Below are 25,610 nucleotides of genomic sequence, written 5' to 3'. Positions count from 1 at the left end.
CTCTTGGATGTCAGTAGGCAGGCCAAGAGCACCATTGGTATGATATATCAGACGCGATCGAAACCATTTTGGATTAAATATAGGTGAACTTAGCTCAGTCGAGTTTGCCCGCGAAGAACCTAAGAACACAGCGTTGAATCAGATGCGCTGCGTTATCGTTAGCGTTTTTCGCGAGCCCGTTCGCTCTAAGTTGTTCTTCAGCCCAATTGCGCCACGATCTTGTCTTTCACCAATAAGCGTTTTTTCTTCAGTTTTTCCACGTCCTCATCGCTGGCACTTGCTCCTTCGGCCTTCACTACCTCCGCATCGGCGGCGTCGTATTGGCTGAGCAGCGAGTCCAGACGTTTGTCGCTTGCCCTGCGTTCGTGAACGGCTTCCTTGCTCAACCCCAAATCCTGATACAGGTCGTGTTTCACTGGCATGGCGTACCTCCGCATGTTGATCAATGGCTGACGCCCTTGAAGCTAGACCATTGACCGGGGTCTTGTCATGTCCAGGATCAATCTCGCCCCGTTCGTCGCGGCAGGAGAGATGAGATCAAACCTTTTGCGCCGTCCTGCCCTCCACTGCAGATCGCACACCGAGGGAGACCGGTTCATGACTCACCCAGCCACTGCTGTCGACACCCAATGCATCAACACCCTTCGCACCCTGGCGATGGACGCCGTGCAGAAGGCCAATTCCGGCCATCCCGGCACGCCCATGGGCCTGGCGCCGGTGGGGTATACGTTGTGGAGCCGGTTTCTGCGCTACCACCCGGAGCAACCCGACTGGCCTAACCGAGACCGCTTTGTGTTGTCGGTGGGCCATGCCTCGATGCTGCTGTACTCGCTGCTGCACCTGGCCGGTGTGGTGGAGATCGACGCTCATGGCCAACGCACCGGCGAGCCGGCGATCAGCCTGGACGATATCAAGCAGTTCCGCCAGGCGGACTCCAAGACGCCCGGCCACCCGGAATACCGCATGACCACCGGTGTGGAAACCACCACCGGCCCGCTCGGCCAGGGGTGCGCCAACAGCGTCGGCATGGCGATGGCCGAACGCTGGCTGGCCGAGCGCTTCAACCACGACGGCCAGGTGGTGTTCGACTACAACGTCTACACCCTGTGCGGCGACGGCGACATGATGGAAGGCATCAGCAGCGAAGCGGCGTCCATGGCCGGGCACTTGAAGCTGGATAACCTGTGCTGGATCTACGACAACAACACCATCAGCATCGAAGGCCACACTGAGCTTGCGTTCAGTGAGGATGTGATCAAGCGCTTCCAGGCCTATGGCTGGCACACGTTGCACGTCACCGATGCCAACGATCTGGCCGCGTTGAGCCACGCACTGCAGACATTCCAAACCAATACCGGCGCGCCCACGTTGATCGTGGTCGACAGCGTGATCGGCTACGGTTCGCCTCACAAGCACAACACCGCCGCCGCCCATGGCGAGCCGTTGGGCGACGAGGAAATACGCCTGACCAAGGCCGCGTACGGCTGGCCGCAGGATGCCAGTTTCCTGGTGCACGACGCCGCGCGCACGGCCCTGCGCGATGCGCTGTACGAGCGCGCCGAGCCGTTATTCCAAGCGTGGAACCAGGCGTTGGCCGGCCTCGACCCGCAGCGCGCCGATGAGTTACGCCGCATGCGCGCAGGCTTGATGCCCGAGCATTGGCAGACACAATTGCCCAGCTTTGCAGCGGATGCCAAAGGCGTCGCCAGCCGCGCCTCCGGTGGTGAGGTGCTGAACGCCTTCGCCCAGCAGATCCCCTGGTTGCTCGGTGGCTCGGCGGACTTGTCGCCGTCGACCAAAACCAACCTGACGTTCGACGGCGCCGGGCGTTTCAGCGCCGACGACTACAGTGGTCGCAACCTGCACTTCGGCATCCGCGAACATGCCATGGGCGCGATTGCCAATGGTTTGGCATTGTCCTACCTGCGGCCGTACACCTCGACGTTCCTGGTGTTCAGCGACTACATGAAACCGCCGATCCGCCTTGCGGCAATCATGGAATTGCCGGTGGTGTTCGTGTTTACCCACGACTCGATTGGCGTCGGTGAAGACGGACCGACACACCAACCCATCGAGCACCTGACCCAACTGCGCGCCACCCCCGGATTGCTCACCCTGCGGCCTGGCGACGCCAATGAAACCCTGGAACTGTGGAAGGTCGCCCTGGCCCAGACCCATCGGCCAAGCTGCATGGTGCTGTCACGCCAACCGCTGCCGACGCTGGACCGCACGCTGTACGCGCCGGCTTGCGGTGCCGCCAGGGGCGCCTATGTGTTGGCAGGCGCTGACGCGCCTGAAGTCATCCTGATCGCGACGGGCAGTGAGGTCAGCCTGGCCGTGGCGGCCTATGAACAGCTCAAGGCTGACGGGATCGGCGCGCGAGTGGTGTCCATGCCCAGCTGGGAGCTGTTCGAGGATCAGGACCAGGCGTACCGCGACAGCGTGCTGCCCCCGGCGCTGACCGCCCGAGTGGTAGTCGAACAGGCCGGCCCCTTGGGCTGGGATCGGTATGTGGGCCAGACGGGCGCCAAGGTGGTGATGAACAGTTTTGGTGCTTCGGCACCGCTGAGCAAACTCCAGGCGAAGTTCGGATTCACGGTTGAGCATGTGGTGAAAGAAGCCAAGGCCCAGATTCGACTGGCAACCCACTGACAGTCACCTCTTTGCCAGGGCGGCGCGGGGAGCTCGATTGAATCGGGCTCCCTCAGCTCTTTTTGCGACTACGACCTAGCGCCGATTTCACACTTTGCGCGCCATATGCTCGGCAATCCGCGCGCGCAACCAGCGCTCCGCCGGGTCGTTGTCATGGACCCCGCTCCACACCATCGATAACTCTGCCGCATCAATCTCGAATGGCGGGTCTTCGGCGCGCAATGACGTGCCCTCGGTCAGCGCGCATGCCGCGTAGTCCGGCACGGTGGCGATGATCTGCGTGCCGGCCAGCAAGGCTCGCAGGCCACTGAACTGCGGCACCGCCAGCACCACTCGCCGCGCCCGACCGATGCGCGCCAGGTCCAGGTCGATATTGCCGCTCAAGTCCCCGGAAAACGACACCATCGCATGGGGCCGCTCGCAATAGTCATCCAGGCTCAGCGGCGCTGCGCCGTCGTCACCGCGCAGGACCTTGCACGGGATATCCCGCAGCTTCCTGCGCTTGGCATTCGCCGGCAGTTCGGTGGTGTAACTGACGCCCACCGAGATCTCGCCACTGGCCAGCAACGATGACATCAGCAGGTAATTGGCCCGGCGTACCACCACGATAATCCCCGGTGCTTCTTCGCGCAGTTGGCTGAGCAAGGGCGGGAACAGGCCGAATTCGGCGTCGTCGGACAGGCCGATGCGAAATACCGCGCAGCTGGTGGAAGGATCGAAATCCTTGGCGCGGCTGACCGCTCCGGAAATGGTGTCCATGGCCGGTTGCAGCTCCTTGAGAATCGCCACCGCCCGTGGCGTAGGCTCCATGCCCCGCCCATTGCGCAGCAGCAGCGGATCGTCGAACAGGTCGCGCAGACGCCCCAGCGCCGCGCTTACCGCCGGTTGCCCCATAAACAGTTTTTCGGCGACCCGGGTCAGGTTCTTCTCGAACATCAAGGCTTCGAAAATCACCAGCAGGTTCATGTCGACGCGGCGCAGGTCATTGCGGTTCATGGCGCTATCCAGACGGTTATCAGGCCGCCAGCTAAGCACATTCAGCATGTTGCGGGTTGCATGCCTGTGCTGTCTTTTTCGCCGATCCAGGCGGCCGAACCTGGCAAAATTAACAACGATTAACTCGTCAGGCACAGGCTCCGGCGCCAAGAATGCAGCGGTCTACACTGCATCCATTCACCGGGAACGTTCCCATCGACTGCGGATAACTGTCATGGCCCGACTTGAGTACTGTGCGCCCCGCCTGCCCGCCACCGGCGGCCTCTGCCCCCGGCGCGAACGTATCGCCAAACAACTGATCCTGGCCAACCTGGGCGAAAGCCTGGCCATCGCCGACCTGGCCCAGGCCTGCGCGCTGTCGCGCAGCCATTTCTCCCGGGCGTTCAAATGCACCACCGGATTGTCGCCCCAGGAATGGATTCGTCAACAACGCATCCAGCGCGCCAAAGAGCTGATCATTTCGTCTTCCCTGAGCCTGACGCAAATCAGCCTGGAGTGCGGGTTCTGCGACCAGGCGCACTTCTGCCATATGTTCACCCGCAGCGAAGGGGTCAACCCGATGACCTGGCGAAATCACCAACTGCGTCACAAGTCGCAGGTGATCGCCGCCTAGTGGTATGCACGCGCCTGGCCTATGCTGGCCGCCTACCGTTCCCAGAGCATGGCCACCCATGAGTGACCTTCGTGATCAGGCCGTGCAGTTCGGCCCCTACCGCGTCCACCCACGCCAACGCCTGGTGCTGGAGGCCGATCGCCCCCTGCGCCTGGGCCGGCGGGCGGTGGATATTCTGCTGATCCTGCTGGAGCAGGCCGGCAATGTGGTGAGCAAGCAGGAACTGATCGCGCGGGTCTGGCCTAAAAGCGTGGTGGAAGACGGCAACCTGCGGGTGCACATGGCGGCGCTGCGCAAGGCATTGGGCGATGGCCAGGCCGGGCAGCGTTATATCGTCACGGTGGCCCAGCGCGGCTACAGTTTTGTTGCGCCACTGAGCATTGAACCGATGAGCCTGCCCAGCGACGGTGTTCCCCAGCGTCCATGCCACAACCTGCCCCTGCGCCGTACTCGCATGATTGGGCGCCACGCGCTGATCGACAGCCTGGTGCAGCAGTTGCCCGCACAACGCTTTGTGACCCTGACCGGCGCCGGCGGCATCGGCAAGACCACCGTGGCGCTGCGCGTGGCGGAATTGCTGATCGGCCATTACCGCGACGGGATTCACCTGCTGGACCTGGCGCCCCTGAGCACACCGTCGCTGATCCTGCCCAACCTCGCCGCCCTGCTCGACCTCGCACCGGCCGCACACGGGCCGCTGGTGACCTTCGCGCGCAGCCTGCAGGAGCGTCAGCTGCTGTTGGTGATCGACAACTGCGAGCACCTGCTGGACGACATCGCGCTGATCAGCGAAACCCTGCTGCGCCACGCCCCTCACGTGCACATCCTGGCCACCAGCCGCGAAGCGCTGCGCGCCGAGGGTGAGTACGTGCAGCGCCTGGACCCGCTGGCCTGCCCATCCGCCAGTGTCAACCGCGCCCAGGCCCTTGGCTACCCGGCCCTGCAACTGCTGATCGAACGGGCCATGGCGCATCAGGAGCACTTTGAACTCAGCGAAACCGAGCTGCCCCTGGCGATCGATATCTGCCAACGCCTCGACGGTATTCCCCTGGCCATCGAACTGGTAGCGGCGCAGATCGAGCGCTTCGGCCTGCCGGGACTGCTGACGCAACTGGACGACAATCCCGGCCTGCTCAACCGTGGCCGGGACAATGCCCTGCCCCGCCATCACACCCTGCGCGCCACGCTGGACTGGAGCTTCAACCTGCTGGGCGCCGACGAGCAGATCTGCCTGCGCCGTCTGGCGGTGTTTCGCGATGGCTTCAGTTTGGCCAGCGCCACAGCGGTCATCGCCGGCCAAGCGCTTTCGGCGGCGCAGGTGCCCGGCGCGATCACCCAGCTGGTGGGCAAATCGCTGCTGAACGTCGAGCCCGGCGATGACGACATGGTCTATCGCCTGCTGGATATCACGCGCGCCTACGCCCTGGAAAAACTCAGCCTCGCCCAGGAACTCGACGCGACCCGCGAGCGCCACGCCGAGCGCTGCCTGGCGCTGATGGAACAGGCGCAGGCCGATTGGTCATCGTTGGCCACGCAGCCGTGGATCGATCGCTACGCACCGCTGCGCGAAGATATCCGCGCCGCGCTCGACTGGGGCCTGGGCGAAAAAGGCGCGCACGCGCTGGCCATCCGCCTGACCGTCAGCACGATGCCGCTGTGGCAGGAGTTGTCACTGCTGCGCGAACACGGTTTGTACGTGGGCAAGGCCCTGGACCTGATGGCCAATACCGATGTGCCCTGCCCGCAGTTGGCCATGCAGCTGCAACTGGCCCTCGGCAGCCTGTCATACCATGCCGTGGGCGGCGCCTTTCAGAGCGGCGCGGCGTTCGACGATGCCAGGCGCCTGGCGGAGCAATGCCAGGACCTGAGCGGGCAGTTGCGTGCGATCTCCGGGCATTTGGCGGTGAATCTGTGTAGCGGTCGCTATGGCGAAGCGTTGGCGCAGAGCCAACAGTTCGACCGCCTGGACCCGCGCACCGACCCCTTGCTGGGCGTGAGCAATCAACGCCTGCAAGTGTTGGCGCAGCACTACACGGGCAACCAGATTCTGGCCCGCCAGAATGCCGAGCAGGTGCTCCAGCGCATGGCCCACAGCGGCCACTTGAACCGGTTCGCCCACGGCATTGGTGTGCAATACGACCAGTGTGTCGCCTCGCTGACCGTGCTGGCGCGCATCCTGTGGCTGCAAGGCCATGCCGAACGCGCCTGGCGCACCGCCCGCCAGGCCTTGGAGCTGGCACAGCAAATCAACCACGGCACGTCGATCTGCTACACCCTGGCCCTGGCGGGCGTGGTAATTGCCCGCTATAACGGCGACCAGGCTGCGGCGCAGTCGCTGCAGGCGCTGCTGCTGGAGCAGTCGCACAAGCATGGCGTGCAGCTGTTCCAGACCTGGGCCGCGCATTACGCGGGAATCCTGACCGGCAACGACCTGCAGGGCCTGGGATTGATCGATGACATCCTGATCACCCTGGGCGCCAGCGACGTCGATGAGCACGGCGAGGCCCGCGCCCGCAGCGGTGCCGCAGGCTGGTGTGCGCCGGAGGTTCTGCGAGTGAGCGCCGAACAACGGCTGCGCCAGGGCGACACGCTGGCCGCCGAAACCCTGCTGCAGGAGGCGATCGAGCTGGCGCGGCGCCAAGGTGCGCTGGCCTGGGAGCTGCGCAGCGCTGTGTCATTGGCGCGGGTATGGCAGGGCCAGGGCCGCGCGGATGCTGCACGGGACATGCTCAAGGCCGTGTATGAGCGTTTCAGCGAAGGTTTCGCCACGGCGGATCTAGTCGACGCTCGCCGCCTGCTCGACCAGCTGCAGGACAAACGGCCGGCCTGAGAACGTTCCCAGGTAATGCGTGTAGCCGTGCTGCAGGCGCTCCACCTGGCGCGGGTCGCGCAATTGCGCCAAGGCGTAGCTGCGCAGGCAGTTAAGCAGGCGATAGCGACGGGCGCCTGGGCCGGGCTGGACGCTGAGCAGCGAGACATTCACCAGGCGCGCCAGCACGTATGACAGGTCGGCATGTTCCAGTTCGGTGCCGGTGACCAGCGCGCTCAATGTCGGCAGGTCCACCGCCTGTTTGAACAGGCCCAATTGCAGGAACAACCAGCGTTCCGGCAGGCTCAGGCGCTCATAGGTCCAATCGAGTGCGGCCATGAGGGACCGGTGACGTTCCACTGCGGTGCGGCGCCCTCGGGTCAATACCTGCAGGCCTTTGCGCAGTTGCGCCTGCACACCACGCATGCCCAGGGCGTCCACCTGCGCCGCCGCCAGTTCCAGCGCCAAAGGCAGGCCGTCAAGGCGCCATACGATATCGCGCAACGGCGCCAGATCCTGGGGGCGCAACACGAAGCCTTGCTGACCGGCGCGTGCGCGCGCCACGAACAACTGCACCGCCGGGCAGGCCAGCGCCTGTTCGACACTGCCCAGCGCGGCCGGCGCCGGCACCGCCAGGCGCGGCACCTGCTGCACCCATTCGCCGGGCAGGTGCAACGGTTCACGGCTGCTGATCAGGACGCTGACCCGTGGCGCGTACGCGCGTATTGCTCGCAGCCACTGGCGGCAAGCGCTCAGCAGCAGGTCGGCGCCATCGAGCACCAGCAGCAACTGACGCGACGCCAATTGACGCGCCAGCTCGTCGGGAGTGCCTGGGGGTTGCAGCTGCAACACCGCCGCCACTTGCTCGAACATCGCCCTCGGCGCCTTCACCGTGGCCAGTTCCACCCACCACACTCCGTCGCGGTAGCGCGGCAGGACGCGTTCGGCCAGCGCCAGGGCCAAGGTGCTCTTGCCCACGCCGGCGTACCCGCTGAGGGTGATCAGGCGCTGCCCGGACAAGCGTCGGGCCAGCATGCGCAGCAGCTCGTCGCGCCCGATCACCGGGCTGAGTCGGGCGCCGAGGTTGTGCTGCGGCGCCGCAGCCAGCAGCGGCGCGCCCTGTACCACGGCCGCAAAGCAGTAGCCGCGTTGAGGATCATTGAGGATGTAGCGCTGCCCATCGAAGGCACGGCGCAAGGCGGCGATGTGCACGCGCAGGTTGTTTTCTTCCACCACGCTGCACGGCCAGACGCGCTCGATCAAGGTCGCCTTATCGACGAATTGCCCTGGTGCCTCGAGCAGCACTGCAAGAATATCCAGCGCCCGCCCGCCCAGGGGCACGGGCCAACCCGCCTTGCTGACCAGGCGTTGCTGACGGTGGAAGACATAAGCACCGAAGCGCAGCGTGCCATCAGCGCCCATCGACTGAAGGTTGTTCATGTCTCGTCATCGCGCTGGAACACCCGGTCTTGGGCGTTCGCGCATCCTTTTCCATGGGCCTGGCGCTATCTTGCCAGCTGGCCATGACGGGACAATGCTGGCACAGGGAGCGATACGGACAATCCGGTGCGCCAGACGGACACGCTGTCGTTAACTGAACTGTTGTCGGTATTGGGTCGGGGTCAGGCCGAGTTTTTCACTGAAGAGAAAGCGCATATGCCGCACGCTGCCGAACCCGGCGTGGAACGCCACGGTCTTGAGCGGCAGCTCGGTGGTTTCCAGCAGATGCCGGGCGCGGTCGATGCGCGCGCCCTGCAGAAAAGCCATGGGCGTCATCTGCACGTCCTTGGCGAACAGCCGTGCAAAGTGGCGTGCGCTCATACCGGCCAGCGCGGCCATGGATTCGATGGTGAAAGACTGCTCCAGGTGCGCCAGGACATGGTTCTGCACGCGGGTGATCGGGGTTTCCTGAGGCGCCACGGCTGAGGTCATGGGGCTGAACTGGGCCTGGCCGCCCTGGCGCTTCATCACCACCAGCAGCACTTTGGCCACTTCCACCGCGACCTGTTTGCCATGGTCCTGGGCGACCACCGACAGCGCCAGGTCGATCCCCGCCGTGACCCCACCGGAGGTGATCAGGCGACCATCCTGCAAGTAGATGCGATCGGTCTCGACGATGGCCTCGGGAAAGGCCTTGATCAATCGCTCGGTGTAGTGCCAGTGGGTGGTCACGCGATGGCCGTCCAACAGCCCGGCGTACCCCAGCACAAAGGCACCCGTGCAGATCGAGCCGTAGCGTCGCGCCCGTGGCACCGCCGCCCTGAGCCACGGCAGCAACGCCGGATGGCACTCGTTGTAGGCCCCCGGCCCACCGGGCACCAGCAGCAGGTCGTAGGCATCGTCGGCCTGCTCCAGCAACAGGTCGGCCTGCACCATCACGCCATTGGAGGCGCGCAACGGGCCGGGCTCGGTGCCCAGGGTAAGGATCCGATAATGCTGCGTGGGCGGCAGGTAGCGGTTGGCAATGGAAAACACTTCAAGCGGACCGGCCATGTCGAGCAGAAGGAAGTCCGGGAACAGCGCCATGGCCACGGTTTTCATACAGCGAAAGCTCCAGAGAAGGAAATGCGGCGGCCATTATGGCACGCCGGCGACTGTCAACCATAAGTGGACAGTTATTCAGTTTTGATCTTCTTAATGAATTCTATGGCAACCAGTAGCCTTCTTCTCAACGCCAGCGCCCTGCATGTCGCAGCCCGCGCTTACTTGAGGACAAGACCATGCTGACCCTTCGCAAAGCTTCCGAACGCGGCGCCGCCAATCACGGTTGGTTGAAGTCGTTCCATACCTTCTCGTTCGCCAACTACTGGAACCCCGCCGAGCAGGGTTTTTCCGACCTGCTGGTCATCAACGATGACCGCGTCGCCGCCGGCAAAGGCTTCGGCCAGCACCCGCACCGCGACATGGAGATTTTTTCCTACGTGCTGGAAGGTGCTCTGGAACACAAGGACACCCTGGGCACCGGTTCGGTGATCCGCCCCGGCGATGTGCAACTGATGAGTGCCGGCCGCGGCGTGGCCCACAGCGAGTTCAACCATAGCCAGACCCGTGGCGTGCACTTCCTGCAAATCTGGATCGTGCCCTCGGTGGCCGGCGCCGAGCCGCGCTATCAGCAGGAGCACTTCAGCGAAGCGCAGAAACGTGGGCGTCTGCAGTTGATCATCTCGCCGGACGGCACCGACGGCTCCTTGAGCGTGCGCCAGGACGCGCGGGTGTATGCCGGGCTGTTCAACGGCGATGAAACCGCCACCCTCGACCTGCCGCCAGACCGCCATGCGTACATTCATGTCGCCCGGGGCAGCGTGCAAATCAATGGCCAACGCTTGCAGGAAGGCGACGGTGCCCGCGTGCGGGATGAACGTCAGATTCGCCTCAGCCAGGGCGAGGACGCCGAGGTGCTGGTGTTCGACCTGCGCCCGCTTGACTTACCGCAGATGCCATGACCGACCGTGCGGTGACCCGGACAACGGGCCATCGCTGGCGTCGATAGTCACCATCAGCCCAATGAAGTTCTCTTCAATAATGCAAGGCGTAACATTCAACCCATACCCGGCAACACCCCAACTTAATGACTCGGAGCACACACTCATGAAACGCCAACTCCTGCTTAGCCTCGCTTTCTCGGTACTCGCTACCAGCGCTTTTGCTCACCCCGTCGTGGCCGAAGGCGGCGCGGATCGTCTGATGGAAACACGTGTTGCCGAAGGTGGCGCGGACCGTCTGCAGGAACGCGGCCTGGCTGAAGGCGGTGCGGATCGTCTGCAGGAGCGTGGCCTGGCTGAAGGCGGTGCGGATCGTCTGCAGGAGCGCGGCCTGGCTGAAGGCGGTGCGGATCGTCTGCAGGAGCGCGGCCTGGCTGAAGGCGGTGCGGACCGTCTGCAGGAACGCGGCCTGGCTGAAGGCGGTGCGGATCGTCTGCAGGAACGCGGCCTGGCTGAAGGCGGTGCGGACCGTCTGCAGGAACGCGGCCTGGCTGAAGGCGGTGCGGATCGTCTGCTGGACAACCATGCTTGACCCCTCGCTGTTTGCGAGGTACCCCAAACCGGCCTGATCAGCCGGTTTTTTTTCGCGTGTAATAGCGCCGATTCACCCAATCGCACGGTTTGCCTGAAATCAGTCATTTGCAGACCTACCCCAGCCCTCGCCCGCTCATTAAAGTGCCACCCTTTGATCAAGACTCGGATGGGCTGATGAATCTGTGGTTTCGCTTGCTGTACCTGCTGTGCCGTCGTCCCTGGCGCAAACCTGCCCATGGCCTGGCCACTACGGTGGTGCGTATGCGCGTATGGCCCCTGGACCTGGACATCAACCGGCATGTCACTAATGGCCGCTACTTTTCCCTGGCGGACGTGGCGCGCATGGATTTCGTGCTGCGCACCGGGGCGTTTCGCGTCGCACTGCGGCACAAAGCGCTGCCGATCGTGGGTGATACCTGGGGTAAATTCCGCCGTGAATTAAAGCTGTTCGAAGCCTTCGAAGTGCACACCCGCATGCTCGGCTGGGACGCTAAGTGGAGCCTGATGGAACATCGTTTCGTCAGTCGCGGCCGCGTGGTTGGAGTGGTGGTCATGCGCGGGTTGTTCCGCTCGGCCAAGGGCACCTTGCCGCCAAGCGAGTTTGTCCGGGAACTGGGACTGGACGAAGCTTCGCCGCCCATGCCGCAGTGGCTGCAGGACTGGGCACGCAGCTGCGATGAAATGAGTGTGCAACTTCGCACTGAAGAGCAGATCCCCTAGGCATTTTTTCGTGACACAAACCCGGTGGAAAGCGCTCGGTCAGTCGATACCTGCGCTGCTGACCCACCGCTATCGGGGGCAAGCCCCCTCCCACCTTGGATTACCGCTGGCCTTTGGATGGCTGTAATACCTGGCGACCGAGCCGGGGACCACTGTGCTCAGGTGAACACCGTCAAAACTGTGGGAGGGGTGTACAACCCTTCCACCTTGGGTTACCGCTGGCCTCTGGATAGCTGTAATACCTGGCGACCGAGCCGGGGACCACTGTGCTCAAGTGAACATCGTCAAAAACTGTGGCAGGGGTGTACAACCCTCCCACCTTGGGTTACCGCTGGCCTCTGGATGGCTGTAATACCTGGCGACCCAGCCGGGGACCACTGTGCTCAGGTGAACACCGTCAAAACTGTGGGAGGGGTGTACAACCCTCCCACCTTGGGTTACCGCTGGCCTCTGGATAGCTGTAATACCTGGCGACCGAGCCGGGGATCACTGTGCTCAGGTGAACACCGTCAAAAACTGTGGGAGGGGGCTTGCCCCCGATGGGGCCTGCTCAGTCGATACCTGTGTTGCTGACCCACCGCCATCGGGGGCAAGCCCCCTCCCACTCTGGTTACCGTTGGCCTTTGGATGGGTGTAACACCTGACGACCGAGCCGGGGACCACTGTGCTCAAGTGAACACCGTCAAAACTGTGGGAGGGGGCTTGCCCCCGATGGGGCCTGCTCAGTCGATACCTGTGTTGCTGACCCACCGCTATCGGCCAAGCCCCATCCCACCTTGGGTTACCGCTGGTCTTAGGACTGGCGCAAGGCCCGGTCGGTCATTTGATGCGGTAGTGAAAGGTATTGCGCACCGCCGGCACGGCCACGGCCTTGCCATCAACGATCCTCGGCTGGTAGCGGAAGGTGTTGGCCGCCGCCAATGATGGGCGGATAAACAACGGGTGGCAGCCGTCCAGTACTTTGGGGTTTTCCACGCGGCCCTGGGGGTTGACGGTGTACTCCACCGAGCAGTCGCCCTCGATGTTTTTGTCCAGGGCCCGTTCGGGGTATTCCGGGGCTTCCTTGCTCAATGGCATGTATTGGCGGCTGTCGAACGCCGGAGCCGAAGCAGGTACGGCGGCGCGGGCTGTTTCGGCGGCCTGGCGTTGTTGGGCCTGGCGTTGCTGTTCCTGTTCACGCTCGCGCTGTTCGCTGGCCAAGCGCTGCTGTTGTTGCTGCTCTGCTTTCTTTTCTTCGACACGCTTGCGCGCCAGGGCGGCTTTTTCGAACTTTTGTGCTTGCACACGAGGATCGACTGCGGGTTTGACCGGCGTTGGCAGTACCACCGGTTCCGGCGCTGGCGGCGTTACCGCAACCGGTTCGGGGGCCGGTACTGGGACCGGCGCCGGGGGCAGCATCACCAGTTGGGTGTGCATCACGCTCGGGGCCTCCGGCGTGGGCGGTTGTGGCGCCCAGCCCAGCATCAACAGCGCCAGCACAATCACATGCAAGGCCACCGCCAGGCCGGCGGCCAGGCTATTGCGCCAGAAGCCCGAAGGCGCCGCGGAGGCCATCGGCAAGGTTGGACTGTGCATAATCATCGCCGTCATTGCGGGGCCTCGGTCACCAGCCCCAGGTTACTGACACCGCCCTTCTGCAACACCGCCATGGCAGCCACCACACGGCCATAACCGGCATTGTCGTCGGCACGGATATACACCTGGGTGTCACTGCGCGCCGCCACCACCTGCGCGACCTTGGCGCCCATTTCTTCCAGGCTCACTGCGCTGTCGGTCTGGTGCCGGGTGTCCAGTTCCTCGCCGAGGTTCCAGTAGTAGCCGCCGTCGGCCTGCACCGACAAGGTGAGGATTTGCTGGCGGGTGTCGGTGGCCAGCGCCTCGGCGGCGACCTTGGGCAGTTCGATCTTCACGCCCTGGGTCAGCATCGGCGCGGTGACCATAAAGATCACCAGCAGCACCAGCATCACGTCGATATACGGCACCACGTTCATTTCGGCCTTGGGCCCGTGCTTGCGTTGTGGCCTGACTAACATCGGAGTGCTCCTGCTCAGGCGGCCACGGCCAGGTTGATTGGCGTACCGCGCAAGGTGCGATGCAACCGCACTTGCAGCTCGTTGCCAAAGGCGTAATAGCGGGTGAGCAAGGTCTGGCTGCGCGCCGAAAAACGGTTATAGGCAATCACCGCCGGAATCGCCGCAAACAGGCCGATGGCCGTGGCGATCAACGCCTCGGCAATCCCCGGTGCCACCGTGGACAGCGTGGCCTGCTGCACCTGGGACAAGCCGAGGAACGAATTCATGATGCCCCACACGGTGCCGAACAAGCCGATATACGGGCTCACCGAGCCCACGGTGGCCAGGAACTGCAAGCCTTTTTCCAGTTCGATTTCCTGCGCGGTGATCGCCACCTGCAAGGCCCGCTCCACGCCTTCGAGCACTGCCGGATCATGGCTGTGCAGGTGCTGGTATTCCTGGACCCCAGCGATGAAGATCGGCGCCACTCCACCCTCGCCCGCCTGCAGGGTGTCGCGGTAAAGCCCCTGCAAATCCGGCGCCGCGCGAAAGCGTTGCACAAACCCGTTCAACTGCCGCTCCAGACGCCGCAGCACCGTGCCGCGCTGAATAATCAGGTACCAGCTGCACAACGAGGCCAGCAGCAAAGTAATCATCACCGCCTTGACCAACAGGCTGGCGTCACTGATCAGGCCCCAGATCGTCATATGTTCCATCGTCGCGTGCATGGTGAATGTCCTCTATCGGTTTAACGTGCAGTGATTAAAAAGTCATGACTGGCTGATGACAGCTCAGGGCAGTTTCAACGTGCGGGTCACATCGGCCCAGGGCACAAACTTGAAGTTCTGGGTTTGCTCAGGCATGCGCTTGCGCCCGTCCTGCACCACCAGCATGCCCTGGCTCCACGGCCCGCCGAGGTTGATGGCAGTCGCTTCCAGGCCATCGGTTTCCGACGCGCCATCGATACCGGCAGCGGCATTCAGGCCGACCCGGAAGGCACCGCGACTGGCGAACGGCGGTTCGGCATCCAGCACCAGGTAGCTGTCATTGCCCTGGCTGGAGATCACCAGGTAGTCATGCTGCGCGCTCTGGTACAGCGCCAGGCCCTCGACGTCCGCCTGCAGGTGCGCGCCGACCTTGATCACACTGGTCAATGTCGCCGGTTGATCGGCGCGGGCATCCACGGCCCACACGCCTACGTCTTCCTCGCCGATAAACAAACGCTGGCGCTGATCGTCGGCGACGCAGCCTTCAGGTTGGCTATCGACCTTGAACTGGCGCACCAACTCGCCCCGCACGTGACCGTCCGGGGCGCTGAGGCGGTATTGCAGGAAGGTGCCGTCCTTACCGTTGGCAATCGCATAAAGCTCACCGCCGGCAGGCTGGAACAGGCACATGCCGTAGATCTCCTTGAGCGGCGTCGGCACCTCACCGGCCTCGCGCAACTCGCCGGTCTGCCGGTCGATGCTGAACAGGCTCAGGCTGTTGCGATCGCGATTACTCGCCACGGCCAGGTCAACCGTTTGCCGGCCGAGCTTGAAACGCGGGCGCACGTCGACGTTGTTCAAACGCCCCACCGCCAGCTCCTGCAGCAACTTGCCGTCGAGATCGTAGGCCAGCAGGCCCTGTTTTTTGTTGGTGCCCAGAACGCGGCTCTGCCCTGGGTGCTCGGGGTGAACCCAGATCGCCGGGTCATCCGCCGCATCGCCCTGGCGCCCCACCGGTTCGCTCTGGCGCAGCGCGGCGACCTCCGGCAGCACCGGCGCGACCGGCACGGGTTTGGCCTGCCAGTCGAGGGTGCCTTGGTACAGCTGGCCGTTGTCGTCATCGCGTACCAGCAATTGCCGACCATTGACCGCCAGTTGCTCCGGCTCCTTGAGGCCGGGCAGGCGCAGGCTCGGTTGCTCCACCCAGCGCGTGCCGGTGTGCTGGAACAGATGCAGTTGCGCGGTTTTCGGGTCCAGCGCAACCATCCCCCCCGGCACGAGCGCCATGGCCCCGGCTTCACGCTTGGGATCATCGAACAGCGCCACCGGCGTGCGTTTGACCGCTGCCTCGGGATGCGCCGGGTAGGCCCACCACCCGACATTTTCTTCGTTCACCACCAGTTGCTGCGTGGCGTCGTCCACCTGGCAGAACTGCGCCGATGGCGGCAGCGGCACCCCACGCACACGGCGGGCTTCAGCAAGCAGTGTCGAGCCGTTGCCTACCAGCCACTGCTCGCCCTTGCCCTCCTCCCCGACCAGGAACACAAACAGGTTGGCTGCCGCGTCGCGATACAGGCAAAGACCGTTCACCGGGAAGTCGCGAGGCGGCAGGTACAACGGCTGGCCCCAAGTTTTGGCGGCGGAATCGAGGTTGACCAGCAGTGCCTGCTGGCGGTCGTTGTCGAGGCTGGCGACCACTGCCTGGGTGCCGGTGGCACGTGTATCGAGGCCGCTGAAGTGACCGTTGAAACGCGCCAGTTCGGCGCCCTGGCTGTCGAGCATCTGCAGACCGTCGCGCGGGCTGGCGGTGAGGCGCGTCTGACCATTGGGCAGGAAGGCCACGGCTTCGGCCTTAAGGCTGGGTGCCCAGGGGGTCAGGGCCAGGTCGGCGGCAGAGACATGGCCGCTGGTGGCCAGGGCGATCAGCAGGTACAGCTTGGAAATTCTCATGAACGAACAAATCCTTCGACAAAAATGCAGAACGCTGTGGGCTTGGGGGGCTGCAGTGGGTCAGCTACTGATGCGTCAATTGCCAGGCCCTCATCGGGGGCAAGCCCCCTCCCACATTGGAATTGGGTGAGTTAGAAATGCGTGAAGGTCAGGCCCACTTTGTAGGTGGGGCCGTACTCTTCGTACTGGCCGTTGTAGCCGCGGTGGCCGGTGTAGACGAAGTACGACTCATCGGTCAGGTTCTGGGCCTCGAAGCTGACTTGCAGGTTCTTGCTGAGGGAATAGCGCGCGCTGAAATCGACGAAGGTCTGCGCGTCGACATGCAGGTCGTGGGCCTTGTCGTTGATCGACGCCAGCTCATACAGGTAGGCCGATTTATAGTTGGCCGACAGGCGCAGGCTGAGCTTGTCGTCTTCCCAACCAAGCATCAGGTTGCCGACGGTGTCCGACTGGCTGGGCAGGCTGATGTTGCGTTTGCGATTAGTGCCGCTGGCAGCGTCGAAACCTTCGATGTCCGCGCTGGAGCGGCTGAACGTGCTGTTGGCGCCCACCAGCAGGCCGTTCCACGGCGCGGGCAGCCAGTCGAATTTCTGCGAGTAGGCCAGCTCCAGGCCATACAGCTTGGCGCTGTCGCCATTGGCGTAGGTGTGGGCCTCGGCGAAGTTGGCCCAGGCCCCGCTGCCGGCCAGGTCGGTGTTGTAGACGAAGTTCTGGATGTCCTTGTAGAACACGAACGCCGAGACGGTGCCGGCACGCCCCATGAAATGCTCGATGCCCAGGTCCAGGTTGCTCGACTCCAGGGGTTTGAGGTCCGGATTGCCGAAGGTGGCTTCGTCATCGTCGATCACAAACCCCGGCGCCAGTTGGCCGAAAGTCGCGCGCACCACGGATTTGGTCCAGGCCGCGCGCACCTGGGTGTTCTTGTCGATCTGATAGCGCGCGTGCAGGCCCGGCAGCCAGTGATGATAGCGGCGCCGGGTGTCGGTGGCGGTGAATTGCCCGTCGGTGGCGCCGGTGCCCTTGGCTTCGAACTCGGTGCCTTCGTAGCGCAGGCCGGCGATAAAGCGCCAGTCGTCGATATCGATCGTGTTCATCAGGTAGCCGGCGTTGATGTCTTCACGCAGGGTGAAGTCGTTGACCCGTGATTCGGTCTCGTCGTAGAAGTCCGCGCGGTTGAGGCCGCCGATCAACTGCTTGATGCCGCTGGCGCTGATGCCAGGGCCGTAGTTGCCCAAGCGATAGTCGACGTTGCCCTTCTGGAACTGCGTCAGGTTGAGCTGCTGGTCGGTAAAGCCCAGGCTGTCGAAATCCTTGTAGACCCAGGCTTGCAGGTCGTTGTCCTTGTTGCGCCGGCTGACCTTGCCGCCGAATTTGACCTGGGACGCGTAGCCGCTCAGGTCGTAGTCGCGGGCCAGGTCCAGGCGCAGGTTTTTCTCGGTGTCTTTGGTGTTCTGTTTTTCCCAGTCGACTTTGTCGAGGGTGAAGTTGGCCGGGTCGTAGAACGCGCTGCCGATGATCGGGCGCGGTTTGTCTTTGTCGTAGAAACCGCTGTCGGCGAAGTCGCCGCCGTCGAAGGTGGCGCCGGCAATGTGCGCCGGGCTGTCTTCGCTGGACTGGCTGTAGCCGGCCTGGCCGCTGAGAGTCCACAGGCCGAGCATGCGTTCGCCGCCGAACACGTAGGACTGGATCTCCTGGGTCTCTTCGCGGTTCTTGAGCTTGCGTTTGCCCTCGGCATCGCCCAACTGGCCCGGCGCCTGTGGGTCGGCAAATTCCAGGCTGGTGGAGTTGCGGGTTTCGGTGTCCGTATAGCGGCTGTAGAGGGTGCGCAGGTAGTAGCTGCTCAGGTCATCGGGCTTGTAGTCGAAGTTAAGGCCGCCGCCGGCGCGTTCGCGGCTGATGTCGTAGTCGCGCTGCTCGAACTCGTTGAGCCGCGCACCGTCGGTGAAGTCCCAGGCGCCACCGGTCTCGACGTTGTCCGAGCCGAAATCACGCTTCTGCCAGCTCAGCGCCGCGGCCACGCCGAAGTTGTCGATGCCATCGCCGAGGCTGAAGCGGTTACTGGCGGCCCCGGAGAATTTGGGGCTGGTCTGACGGGTGTTCTTGTCGTAGCTGGCTTCGCTGCTGCCGGTGTAGAACAGGCCCTTGTGATCGAAGGCCGACAGGCTTTGTACGTCGACGGTGCCGCCCAGGGAATTGGCGTCCATGTCCGGGGTGAGGGTCTTGATTACCGACAGCGACTGCACCAGCTCCGATGGCAACACGTCCAGGGCCACGGCGCGGCGGGCGCTTTCCGGGGATGGCACCAACGTGCCGTTGATGGTCACGCTGTTGAGGTCCGGGCCCAGGCCGCGCACGCTGACGAAGCGCCCTTCGCCCTGGTCGCGCTCTACACTGACGCCAGGCAGACGCTGCGCCGCTTCGGCGACGTTCTCGTCCGGCAACTGGGCCACGCCGTCGGCGTGCACCACGCTCTTGATGCTGTCGGCGCTGCGCTGCTCCTTGAGCGCCTGGCTGATGGCGGCGGCCTGGCCGACCACGTCGACATGCTCGGTGGCGGCCACGTCAGCCGCATAGAGCCGCTCGCTGGCTATCGCCAGGGCCAAGGCAGTAAGCGTGAAGCTGACGAGCCCGGTGCGCTTGTACATGCAATCCTCCCCAAGAATCCGTTCGGCGCCAGGCAAAAGGCCCGGCAACTGGGAGGGCACGCTAGGGGTGGGGGATGACGGTTCTGTGACAGCGATCGGCGTAAAGCCCTGTAAACCGCGGCTTTCAGCCATGAACTGAGACGAAATGAGCTGATATGACCTGCAAATATCCCCTGTGGGAGGAGGCTTGCCCCCGATGGCGGTCTAGCAGCCGACAGATATGCCAGCTGCCCCACCGCCATCAGGGGAATAGGTATCTACATAGCATGAGAAAATGAGGTTGTTGTGGCGCAGCGTGTTTGGGGTGAGCTGATTCGACCCTTCCCCGTTGTCATCCAACCGTCACATCCATCTGCTGTGCTGGCGCCCTTCGCTTCTTTGCCCAAGGACTCGCGGCCATGTTCTCCGTGCTCAAACCCCACCGCTGGAAACTCGCCCTGCTGCTGCTTGCCGCCAACCTGGGGCTGATGCTGCACCTGGCCTGTGGCGAGCTCAAAAGCGTCAGCGAATGGGAATGGCTGGATATCGTCGGTGAAGGCGGCTCGGCGCTGCTGGCGCTGGTGTGGCTGGGCCTGGTGCTGAAAAGCCGCCCCGCCGGACGGGTCACCAACTACCTGGTACTGGGCCTGTCGTGCATCTTCTTTTCCTGGTGGATCGACAGTCTGGACGAATTTATCCGCTTGCCCGACAGCGTCACCTGGGACCATTGGCTGGAGTCCGGGCCGATGCCGGTCGGCATGATCCTGTTGACCCTCGGCATCTACCACTGGCACCGCGAGCAACTGGCGATCAGCGCGCAAATGGAGAAACGCGAGCGGGTGTTCCGCGAACATCGGCTGTTCGACAAGCTCACGCCCCTGGGCGGTGCCGACTACCTCAAGCGTCAGTTGGCCGAGAGCCTGCAGGACAGCCGCGAGCAGGCCCAACCGCTGTCGCTGCTGGCCCTGGACCTGGATAACTTCGCGGCCATCAACCAGGCCTATGGGCATGCCGAGGGCGATGCGGTGTTGCAGGCCCTCAGCCAGTTGCTGTTGCTCAACCTGCGTCGCCAGGACCTGCTGTGCCGACTGGCCGGCGACCGCTTTGTGGTGCTGCTGCCCAATACTGGCGAGCGCCAGGCCCAGGACATTGCCCTGGAATTGCAGCAAGCGGTGCGTGGCCTGGCCCACAAGACCCGCCAACAGGGCGAGCGCCTGCAGCTGGCGGCCTCCACGGCGGTGGTGATGGCCCTGGACGAGCCACCCCACGACCTGCTCAAACGCCTTAACCTGGCCTTGGCCAAGGCCAAGCAACCCCTGGCGAAAAGTGCCTGACATGGCGATCAAAACCCGCTGGTATGAAAGCGACAGCCGCTTCATCCCTGGGCACTATCAACCCGCCACGCTGATCGACCTGGCTTTGTCGCGGGACATCGACAGCCATCGCCTGCTGCGCGGTACCGGCTTGTTCCACGAAGACATCCTGGCCGGCAACGCGCGTTTGAGCCCGCAGCAATTTCTGGGATTGATCGGCAACAGCCGCAGGTTGCTCGACGCCGACGACAGCAGTTTTCTGTTCGGCCAACGCCTGTTGCCCGGTTACTACGGCGCCGCCAGCCACGCCCTGGGCCATGCGCAGAACCTGCACCAGGCGCTGGAGGTACTGATCCAGTTGCAGGTGCTGCTCAGCCCGCTGGTAGCGCTGCATCTGGAGTTGGACGAACACCACGCCTACCTGTATTGGCAGGACAGTTGCGGGGCGGGCGAGCACTGGCGCTTTCTGCTCGAGGCCAGCATGACTTCGCTGGTTGCCATGAGCCAATGGCTCAGCGGCCAGCGCCTGCCCTGGGCCTGCAGTTTGAGCCACGACGAGCCGCGCTACGTCGAGCAGTATTGGGTGCACCTGGGCGAAGACACCCGCTTCGCACGCCCCCTGGACATGCTGTGCATCCCCCGCGAGTACCTGGCGCAGGCCTGGCCCGGCGCCTCGGCCACCGCCGCTCAGGTTGCGCGTCAACAGGCCCGCGCACAGATCGACCAGCTGGGCTTCGCCGACAGTTTTCTCGACTGCCTCTACGATTATCTACGCGATCAGGTGCGCCAGCCGCCCAACCTGGAACAGGCGGCGCAGGCGTTCGCCATGAGCCCGGCGACCCTCAAGCGCAAACTGCACAAACACGCCACCGGTTTTCAGGAACAGGTCGACCGCGTGCGCAAACAGGTGGCCTTGCACCTGTATCAGGTCAAGGGTTACAGCAACGATGAGGTGGCGGCGTATCTGAACTTCAACGACGCGGCCAATTTCCGCCGCGCCTTCAAGCGCTGGACCGGCAGCACGCCGAGCCTGATCCGTCAGTTGTTCAACAGCCGCTAGCCAGGCGCTCGCGCAAAAACTCCACCAGCGCCTGGACCGGCCGTGAGCTTTGCCGGTGCTGCGGATACACCGCCGAGAGCGTCAAGGCCTCGGGGGCAAACGCATCCAGGACGGTGACCAGCCGCCCGTCCTGCAGGGCCTCGGCGACGATAAAAGTGGGCAGGTAGGTGACGCCTAACCCGGCAATCGCGGTGTCGCGCAGTAAATCGCCGTTGTTCACGCGCATGCGCCCGCTGACACTCAGCGCCTGCACCTTGCCTTTGAAGCGCCATTGCACTTGGCGGCCGTGGCCGTAGGGCAGGCAGTCGTGGTCGACCAGGTCTTCGGGTTTCAGCGGCGTGCCGCGCAGCGCCAGGTAATCCGGGCTGGCGCAATAGACCCGCGCGACACTGGCGATGCGCCGCGCGATCAATGTGGAGTCCTCCAGGGTGCCGATGCGCAGCACCAGGTCGTAGCCCTCGCCGATCAGGTCCACGGGACGGTCGCTGAGGTCCACCTCCACCGTGACCTGCGGATAACGCTGCAGGAACAATGGCAACAGGCAACCCAGGTGGGCAATGGCAAACGACAACGGCGCGCTGAGGCGAATGGTCCCGCGCGGCTCGCTGTTTTGCCCGGCGATGCCCTGCTCGACCTGCTCGACTTCACCGAGCAGGCGCAAGGCGGATTCGTAATAGCTCTGCCCCAGGGGCGTGACATCCAGGCGGCGCGTGGAGCGATTGAGCAAGCGCACGCCCAGTCGGTCTTCCAGCTGGATCAGGCGACGGCTGACAAACTGCTTGGACAGGCCCAGTTGCTCGGCGGCGGCGGTAAAGCTGCCGGATTCCATGACCTGGCAGAACAGGCGCATGTCTTCGAAGGGGTTCATTGTCGCTTCTCGGTGGACATTTGAAGGGTTTTATAACCGGACGGTCGCAACACCACAAATAAAATGTGGGAGGGGGTAAGCCCCTCCCACATTGATGACCTACAGACTTGAAAACCGCTTACTTGGCCGTGAACGCCGAGTAGCTGTTCATCAGGTTGCGGTAATTGGGGATACGCGGCGACAGCAGGTTGGCCAGGCCTTCCATGTCGTTGCGCCAGTCAACCTGCAGCTCGCAGGCCACGGCGAACCAGTTGACCAGTTGCGCGCCGGCGGCGGTCATGCGTGCCCAGGCGGCCTGTTGCACGGTTTCGTTGAAGGTGCCGGACGCGTCGGTGACCACGAACACGTCGAAGCCTTCGTCGAGGGCGCACAGGGTCGGGAACGCTACGCACACATCCGTCACCACACCGGCAATGATGATCTGCTTGCGACCGGTCGCCTTGACGGCCTTGACGAAGTCTTCATTGTCCCAGGCGTTGATCTGGCCAGGCCGGGCAATGTACGGCGCGTCCGGGAACAGTGCCTTGAGCTCCGGCACCAGCGGGCCGTTGGGGCCGCTTTCGAAGCTGGTGGTGAGGATGGTCGGCAGGTTGAAGAACTTGGCGACATCGGCCAGGGCCAGCACGTTGTTCTTGAACTCGTTGGGGGAGAAATCCTGCACCAGGGAAATCAGGCCGGTCTGGTGATCCACCAACAGCACCACTGCGTCATCTTTGTTCAAGCGCTTGTACGTCATGGGTTAACTCCTTGGGTTGGGATTAGAAGGCAAAGCACGAGCAGCCGAACGCGCCCCAGAAACCCTGGAAGTCGCTGACCGGCACACTGGAAAGGCGCGCCTTTTCATGGCTGTGGGCATGCACGCCGCACGGGCCGCTGCATTGATGAACCTGGGCCTGCAACGGCGAGCTGGGGCGCCAGTGCCCCGGCACCTTGACCACCGGCGACCAGTCCGGCAGCACCGGCACGCGCGGCGGTGCGTAATTTTCGAAGTCGCCGGCGCCATACACCACCTTGCCGCCGACCACGGTCAACACCGACTCGATCCACTTGATGGCTTCTTCATCGACGCTGAAAAAATCCGCCGACAGCGCGGCGACGTCCGCCAATTGGCCGACCTTGATCTGGCCCTTCTTGCCCTGCTCCGAGGAGAACCAGGCGCTGCCATGGGTAAACAGTTCCAGCGCGGTGAGACGCGGCAGACCTTCGGCGTGCAGTTCCAGGCCGCCGACGGTGCGACCGCTGACCATCCAGTACAGCGAGGTCCACGGGTTGTAACTCGAGACCCGCGTGGCATCGGTGCCGGCCCCTACCGGTACGCCTTCGGCCAGCATGCGCTTGATCGGCGGCGTGGCTTCGGCCGCTTTGGCGCCGTAGCGCTCCACGAAATATTCGCCTTGGAACGCCATGCGGTCCTGAATCGCGATACCGCCGCCCAGGGCGCGTACGCGTTCGATGTTTTTCGGGGTGATGGTCTCGGCGTGATCGAAGAACCACGGCAGGCCATTGAACGGAATATCGCGGTTGACCTTCTCGAACACGTCGAGCATGCGCGAGATCGATTCGTCGTAGGTGGCATGCAGGCGAAACGGCCAGCGCTGCTCCACCAGGTGACGCACCACCGGTTCCAGTTCCTGCTCCATGGTCAGCGGCAGATCGGGGCGCGGTTCGAGGAAGTCTTCGAAGTCGGCGGCGGAGAACACCAGCATTTCACCGGCACCGTTGTGGCGCAGGTAGTCATCGCCCTGATGCAGGGTGACGCTGCCGGTCCAGTTCTTGAAGTCGCTGAGTTCTTCCTTCGGCTTCTGGGTGAACAGGTTGTAGGCGATGCGCACCGTCAGCTGCTGGTCCTTGGCCAATTGCTCGATCACGGCGTAGTCATCGGGATAGTTCTGGAAACCGCCGCCGGCATCGATGGCGCTGGTCAGGCCCAGGCGATTGAGTTCGCGCATGAACTGGCGAGTCGAATTGACCTGGTATTCCAATGGCAGTTTCGGGCCTTTGGCCAGGGTCGAATACAGGATCATCGCATTGGGCCGCGCCACCAGCATGCCGGTGGGGTTGCCATTGCTGTCGCGCACGATCTCGCCACCCGGCGGGTTCGGCGTGTCCTTGGTGTAGCCAGCCACGCGCAGAGCCGCTCGGTTGAGCAAGGCGCGGTCGTACAGGTGCAGCACGAACACCGGGGTGTCCGGCGCGGCCTGGTTGAGTTCTTCCAGGGTCGGCATGCGTTTTTCGGCGAACTGGAATTCGTTCCAGCCGCCCACCACCCGCACCCACTGCGGCGTCGGGGTGCGGTCGGCCTGGTCCTTGAGCATGCGCAGGGCATCGGCCAGGGACGGCACGCCTTCCCAGCGCAGTTCGAGGTTGTAGTTCAGGCCGCCACGGATCAGGTGCAGGTGCGAGTCGTTGAGGCCGGGGATGACCGTGCGCCCCTTGAGGTCGATAACCTGCGTTGCGCTGCCGCGCAGCGCCAGGGCTTCACCGTCGGTGCCGACGGCGACAAAGCGCCCCTGGTGAATGGCGACGGCGGTCGCACGCGGGTTTTCACGGTCCACGGTGTGGAACTGGCCATTGAACAGGATCAGATCAGCGTTCATAGGGTTTCCTTTACAGAGGCTTCGAGCCAGGGAGCGAACAGGCGTGTGGCGGCCGGCATCAGCAGGTACACCACCAGCACCACGATGGTCACGGTGACCAGGAACGTGGACACCACATAGTTGGAGAGCAAAGGATGCAGGCGTAGCACCGGGCCCCAGACGATCGGCACCAGCAAGGTCAGCGGCAGGATGACGCAAAGCGTTACCACGGCCTGCTTCCAGCGCGGTGGCTTGGCGGCGCTGTCGGCCAGCGGGGTGAACCAGAATTCATTGGCGGCGCCGATTTCGGTCTGGTCGCCATCGGCCAGCATCGGTGCGGCTTCGTCAATCAGGGCCTTGCGTTGGGGGGAGTCGAGCCAGCGTTCCAGGTCATCGGTGGAGCGGTAGCGCAGCACGCAGGTAAACAGCGCGAGGCCGTCCTGCTTGCCGCGTACCACGTCGACGCCCAGGTGCCCGGGCCGTTCGCCGGCAATGCGCACGATGCGCCGCAGCCAGGCTTCGTAGTCCGCCTCAAGGCCGGGTTTGATGCGGTGTTTGACCACCAGGGTGACGATTTCGTCGGGCCCTGTCTTGGGTGCTGGTTCCATGGCGTGCCCCTCTGCTTCGAGATTTCAGCGATGAGGGGAGTTTGCCGGGGGCGGGCTTGGGAAAATTGGATATACGTGCTGTGTGG

21 protein-coding genes are annotated in these 25,610 nt (G+C 63.8%); 8 read left to right on the top strand and 13 right to left on the bottom strand.

Translation table 11 applies throughout. The annotated features are described in order from the left end of the window. Nucleotides 1-197: 197 nt before the first annotated feature. Complete coding sequence (locus G7025_RS04355; RefSeq protein WP_181076860.1) at nucleotides 198-422, bottom strand: DUF465 domain-containing protein; 225 nt, start codon at nucleotides 420-422, stop codon at nucleotides 198-200. Nucleotides 423-597: 175 nt separating this feature from the next. Between G7025_RS04355 and tkt the strand changes: the two genes are divergently transcribed. Beyond that, nucleotides 598-2,652, top strand: coding sequence for a transketolase (tkt, locus tag G7025_RS04350; protein WP_181076859.1), 2,055 nt, complete (start codon nucleotides 598-600; stop codon nucleotides 2,650-2,652). A gap of 87 nt (nucleotides 2,653-2,739) precedes the next feature. Here tkt and G7025_RS04345 read toward each other — a convergent pair whose 3' ends face one another. Next, complete coding sequence (locus G7025_RS04345; RefSeq protein WP_181076858.1) at nucleotides 2,740-3,648, bottom strand: LysR family transcriptional regulator; 909 nt, start codon at nucleotides 3,646-3,648, stop codon at nucleotides 2,740-2,742. A gap of 214 nt (nucleotides 3,649-3,862) precedes the next feature. On the opposite strand from G7025_RS04345, the gene G7025_RS04340 reads away from it, so the two are divergent. Both G7025_RS04340 and G7025_RS04335 read left to right on the top strand, forming a co-directional pair. Then, nucleotides 3,863-4,261: a helix-turn-helix domain-containing protein gene (locus G7025_RS04340; RefSeq protein WP_181076857.1), complete on the top strand. Its 399-nt coding sequence runs from the start codon at nucleotides 3,863-3,865 to the stop codon at nucleotides 4,259-4,261. A gap of 58 nt (nucleotides 4,262-4,319) precedes the next feature. Then, a complete protein-coding gene (locus G7025_RS04335; RefSeq protein WP_181076856.1) occupies nucleotides 4,320-7,091 on the top strand; it encodes an ATP-binding protein in 2,772 nt (923 codons plus the stop codon). On the opposite strand, the gene G7025_RS04330 is transcribed toward G7025_RS04335, so the two are convergent. Further along, entirely contained in the window at nucleotides 7,038-8,510 is a 1,473-nt protein-coding gene (locus G7025_RS04330; RefSeq protein ID WP_181076855.1) for a winged helix-turn-helix domain-containing protein, read from the bottom strand. The genes G7025_RS04335 and G7025_RS04330 overlap by 54 nt on opposite strands. A 150-nt stretch (nucleotides 8,511-8,660) precedes the next feature. Beyond that, nucleotides 8,661-9,611 carry a GlxA family transcriptional regulator gene (locus tag G7025_RS04325; RefSeq protein ID WP_181076854.1) on the bottom strand — a complete coding sequence of 317 codons (951 nt, stop codon included), beginning with the start codon at nucleotides 9,609-9,611 and terminating at the stop codon, nucleotides 8,661-8,663. Between the two features lie 179 nt (nucleotides 9,612-9,790). Here G7025_RS04325 and G7025_RS04320 point away from each other — a divergent pair, with 179 nt between their 5' ends. The 3 genes from G7025_RS04320 (at nucleotide 9,791) to G7025_RS04310 (ending at nucleotide 11,806) form a co-directional block, all read left to right on the top strand. Continuing rightward, nucleotides 9,791-10,513, top strand: coding sequence for a pirin family protein (locus tag G7025_RS04320; protein ID WP_181076852.1), 723 nt, complete (start codon nucleotides 9,791-9,793; stop codon nucleotides 10,511-10,513). Nucleotides 10,514-10,658: 145 nt separating this feature from the next. Further along, entirely contained in the window at nucleotides 10,659-11,084 is a 426-nt protein-coding gene (locus tag G7025_RS04315) for a hypothetical protein (RefSeq protein ID WP_181076850.1), read from the top strand. A 176-nt stretch (nucleotides 11,085-11,260) separates the two neighbouring features. Next, nucleotides 11,261-11,806, top strand: a complete 546-nt coding sequence (locus tag G7025_RS04310; protein ID WP_181076848.1) for a thioesterase family protein — start codon at nucleotides 11,261-11,263, stop codon at nucleotides 11,804-11,806. Between the two features lie 819 nt (nucleotides 11,807-12,625). Here G7025_RS04310 and G7025_RS04305 read toward each other — a convergent pair. The 5 genes from G7025_RS04305 to G7025_RS04285 all read right to left on the bottom strand — a co-directional run bounded on the left by G7025_RS04305 (nucleotide 12,626) and on the right by G7025_RS04285 (nucleotide 19,120). Continuing rightward, entirely contained in the window at nucleotides 12,626-13,396 is a 771-nt protein-coding gene (locus G7025_RS04305; protein WP_181076846.1) for an energy transducer TonB, read from the bottom strand. Beyond that, on the bottom strand, nucleotides 13,393-13,839 hold the full coding sequence (gene tolR / locus G7025_RS04300; protein WP_181076844.1) for a protein TolR: 447 nt from the start codon (nucleotides 13,837-13,839) through the stop codon (nucleotides 13,393-13,395). Before tolR ends, G7025_RS04305 begins: the two co-directional genes overlap by 4 nt. 14 nt (nucleotides 13,840-13,853) lie before the next feature. Further along, the gene (tolQ, locus tag G7025_RS04295) at nucleotides 13,854-14,546 is read right to left on the bottom strand and encodes a protein TolQ (RefSeq protein WP_181076842.1); all 693 of its coding nucleotides are present in this window, start codon (nucleotides 14,544-14,546) and stop codon (nucleotides 13,854-13,856) included. Nucleotides 14,547-14,609: 63 nt separating this feature from the next. Continuing rightward, nucleotides 14,610-16,475 carry a phytase gene (locus tag G7025_RS04290; RefSeq protein WP_181076840.1) on the bottom strand — a complete coding sequence of 622 codons (1,866 nt, stop codon included), beginning with the start codon at nucleotides 16,473-16,475 and terminating at the stop codon, nucleotides 14,610-14,612. Nucleotides 16,476-16,606: 131 nt separating this feature from the next. Next, the gene (locus G7025_RS04285; protein WP_181076838.1) at nucleotides 16,607-19,120 is read right to left on the bottom strand and encodes a TonB-dependent receptor; all 2,514 of its coding nucleotides are present in this window, start codon (nucleotides 19,118-19,120) and stop codon (nucleotides 16,607-16,609) included. Nucleotides 19,121-19,518: 398 nt separating this feature from the next. Between G7025_RS04285 and G7025_RS04280 the strand changes: the two genes are divergently transcribed. Together G7025_RS04280 and G7025_RS04275 are read left to right on the top strand one after the other, a co-directional pair. Next, the gene (locus G7025_RS04280) at nucleotides 19,519-20,433 is read left to right on the top strand and encodes a GGDEF domain-containing protein (RefSeq protein WP_181076836.1); all 915 of its coding nucleotides are present in this window, start codon (nucleotides 19,519-19,521) and stop codon (nucleotides 20,431-20,433) included. A 1-nt stretch (nucleotide 20,434) separates the two neighbouring features. Further along, nucleotides 20,435-21,472: an AraC family transcriptional regulator gene (locus G7025_RS04275; RefSeq protein ID WP_181076834.1), complete on the top strand. Its 1,038-nt coding sequence runs from the start codon at nucleotides 20,435-20,437 to the stop codon at nucleotides 21,470-21,472. Here the strand turns inward: G7025_RS04275 and G7025_RS04270 are convergent. The 4 genes from G7025_RS04270 to G7025_RS04255 all read right to left on the bottom strand — a co-directional run bounded on the left by G7025_RS04270 (nucleotide 21,459) and on the right by G7025_RS04255 (nucleotide 25,524). After that, the gene (locus G7025_RS04270) at nucleotides 21,459-22,340 is read right to left on the bottom strand and encodes a LysR family transcriptional regulator (protein ID WP_181076832.1); all 882 of its coding nucleotides are present in this window, start codon (nucleotides 22,338-22,340) and stop codon (nucleotides 21,459-21,461) included. The genes G7025_RS04275 and G7025_RS04270 overlap by 14 nt on opposite strands. Before the next feature lie 118 nt (nucleotides 22,341-22,458). Continuing rightward, nucleotides 22,459-23,076, bottom strand: a complete 618-nt coding sequence (gene ycaC / locus G7025_RS04265; protein ID WP_181076830.1) for an isochorismate family cysteine hydrolase YcaC — start codon at nucleotides 23,074-23,076, stop codon at nucleotides 22,459-22,461. A 22-nt stretch (nucleotides 23,077-23,098) separates the two neighbouring features. After that, on the bottom strand, nucleotides 23,099-24,937 hold the full coding sequence (locus tag G7025_RS04260; protein ID WP_181076828.1) for an amidohydrolase: 1,839 nt from the start codon (nucleotides 24,935-24,937) through the stop codon (nucleotides 23,099-23,101). Then, the gene (locus G7025_RS04255; RefSeq protein WP_181076827.1) at nucleotides 24,934-25,524 is read right to left on the bottom strand and encodes an antibiotic biosynthesis monooxygenase; all 591 of its coding nucleotides are present in this window, start codon (nucleotides 25,522-25,524) and stop codon (nucleotides 24,934-24,936) included. Before G7025_RS04255 ends, G7025_RS04260 begins: the two co-directional genes overlap by 4 nt. Between the last annotated feature and the right edge of the window lie 86 nt (nucleotides 25,525-25,610).

Source organism: Pseudomonas lurida, from assembly GCF_013522705.1.
Lineage (GTDB): Bacteria > Pseudomonadota > Gammaproteobacteria > Pseudomonadales > Pseudomonadaceae > Aquipseudomonas > Aquipseudomonas quebecensis.
Note: the sequence above shows the minus strand (reverse complement) of the source record. Positions and strands in the feature narration are given on the sequence as shown.

What these genes read in the sequence shown, in the direction of transcription:
- G7025_RS04355 (WP_181076860.1), bottom strand. Translation starts at nt 422, where the DNA reads ATGCCAGTGAAACACGACCTGTATCAGGATTTGGGGTTGAGCAAGGAA.
- tkt (WP_181076859.1), top strand. Translation starts at nt 598, where the DNA reads ATGACTCACCCAGCCACTGCTGTCGACACCCAATGCATCAACACCCTT.
- G7025_RS04345 (WP_181076858.1), bottom strand. Translation starts at nt 3,648, where the DNA reads ATGAACCGCAATGACCTGCGCCGCGTCGACATGAACCTGCTGGTGATT.
- G7025_RS04340 (WP_181076857.1), top strand. Translation starts at nt 3,863, where the DNA reads ATGGCCCGACTTGAGTACTGTGCGCCCCGCCTGCCCGCCACCGGCGGC.
- G7025_RS04335 (WP_181076856.1), top strand. Translation starts at nt 4,320, where the DNA reads ATGAGTGACCTTCGTGATCAGGCCGTGCAGTTCGGCCCCTACCGCGTC.
- G7025_RS04330 (WP_181076855.1), bottom strand. Translation starts at nt 8,510, where the DNA reads ATGAACAACCTTCAGTCGATGGGCGCTGATGGCACGCTGCGCTTCGGT.
- G7025_RS04325 (WP_181076854.1), bottom strand. Translation starts at nt 9,611, where the DNA reads ATGAAAACCGTGGCCATGGCGCTGTTCCCGGACTTCCTTCTGCTCGAC.
- G7025_RS04320 (WP_181076852.1), top strand. Translation starts at nt 9,791, where the DNA reads ATGCTGACCCTTCGCAAAGCTTCCGAACGCGGCGCCGCCAATCACGGT.
- G7025_RS04315 (WP_181076850.1), top strand. Translation starts at nt 10,659, where the DNA reads ATGAAACGCCAACTCCTGCTTAGCCTCGCTTTCTCGGTACTCGCTACC.
- G7025_RS04310 (WP_181076848.1), top strand. Translation starts at nt 11,261, where the DNA reads ATGAATCTGTGGTTTCGCTTGCTGTACCTGCTGTGCCGTCGTCCCTGG.
- G7025_RS04305 (WP_181076846.1), bottom strand. Translation starts at nt 13,396, where the DNA reads ATGACGGCGATGATTATGCACAGTCCAACCTTGCCGATGGCCTCCGCG.
- tolR (WP_181076844.1), bottom strand. Translation starts at nt 13,839, where the DNA reads ATGTTAGTCAGGCCACAACGCAAGCACGGGCCCAAGGCCGAAATGAAC.
- tolQ (WP_181076842.1), bottom strand. Translation starts at nt 14,546, where the DNA reads ATGCACGCGACGATGGAACATATGACGATCTGGGGCCTGATCAGTGAC.
- G7025_RS04290 (WP_181076840.1), bottom strand. Translation starts at nt 16,475, where the DNA reads ATGAGAATTTCCAAGCTGTACCTGCTGATCGCCCTGGCCACCAGCGGC.
- G7025_RS04285 (WP_181076838.1), bottom strand. Translation starts at nt 19,120, where the DNA reads ATGTACAAGCGCACCGGGCTCGTCAGCTTCACGCTTACTGCCTTGGCC.
- G7025_RS04280 (WP_181076836.1), top strand. Translation starts at nt 19,519, where the DNA reads ATGTTCTCCGTGCTCAAACCCCACCGCTGGAAACTCGCCCTGCTGCTG.
- G7025_RS04275 (WP_181076834.1), top strand. Translation starts at nt 20,435, where the DNA reads ATGGCGATCAAAACCCGCTGGTATGAAAGCGACAGCCGCTTCATCCCT.
- G7025_RS04270 (WP_181076832.1), bottom strand. Translation starts at nt 22,340, where the DNA reads ATGAACCCCTTCGAAGACATGCGCCTGTTCTGCCAGGTCATGGAATCC.
- ycaC (WP_181076830.1), bottom strand. Translation starts at nt 23,076, where the DNA reads ATGACGTACAAGCGCTTGAACAAAGATGACGCAGTGGTGCTGTTGGTG.
- G7025_RS04260 (WP_181076828.1), bottom strand. Translation starts at nt 24,937, where the DNA reads ATGAACGCTGATCTGATCCTGTTCAATGGCCAGTTCCACACCGTGGAC.
- G7025_RS04255 (WP_181076827.1), bottom strand. Translation starts at nt 25,524, where the DNA reads ATGGAACCAGCACCCAAGACAGGGCCCGACGAAATCGTCACCCTGGTG.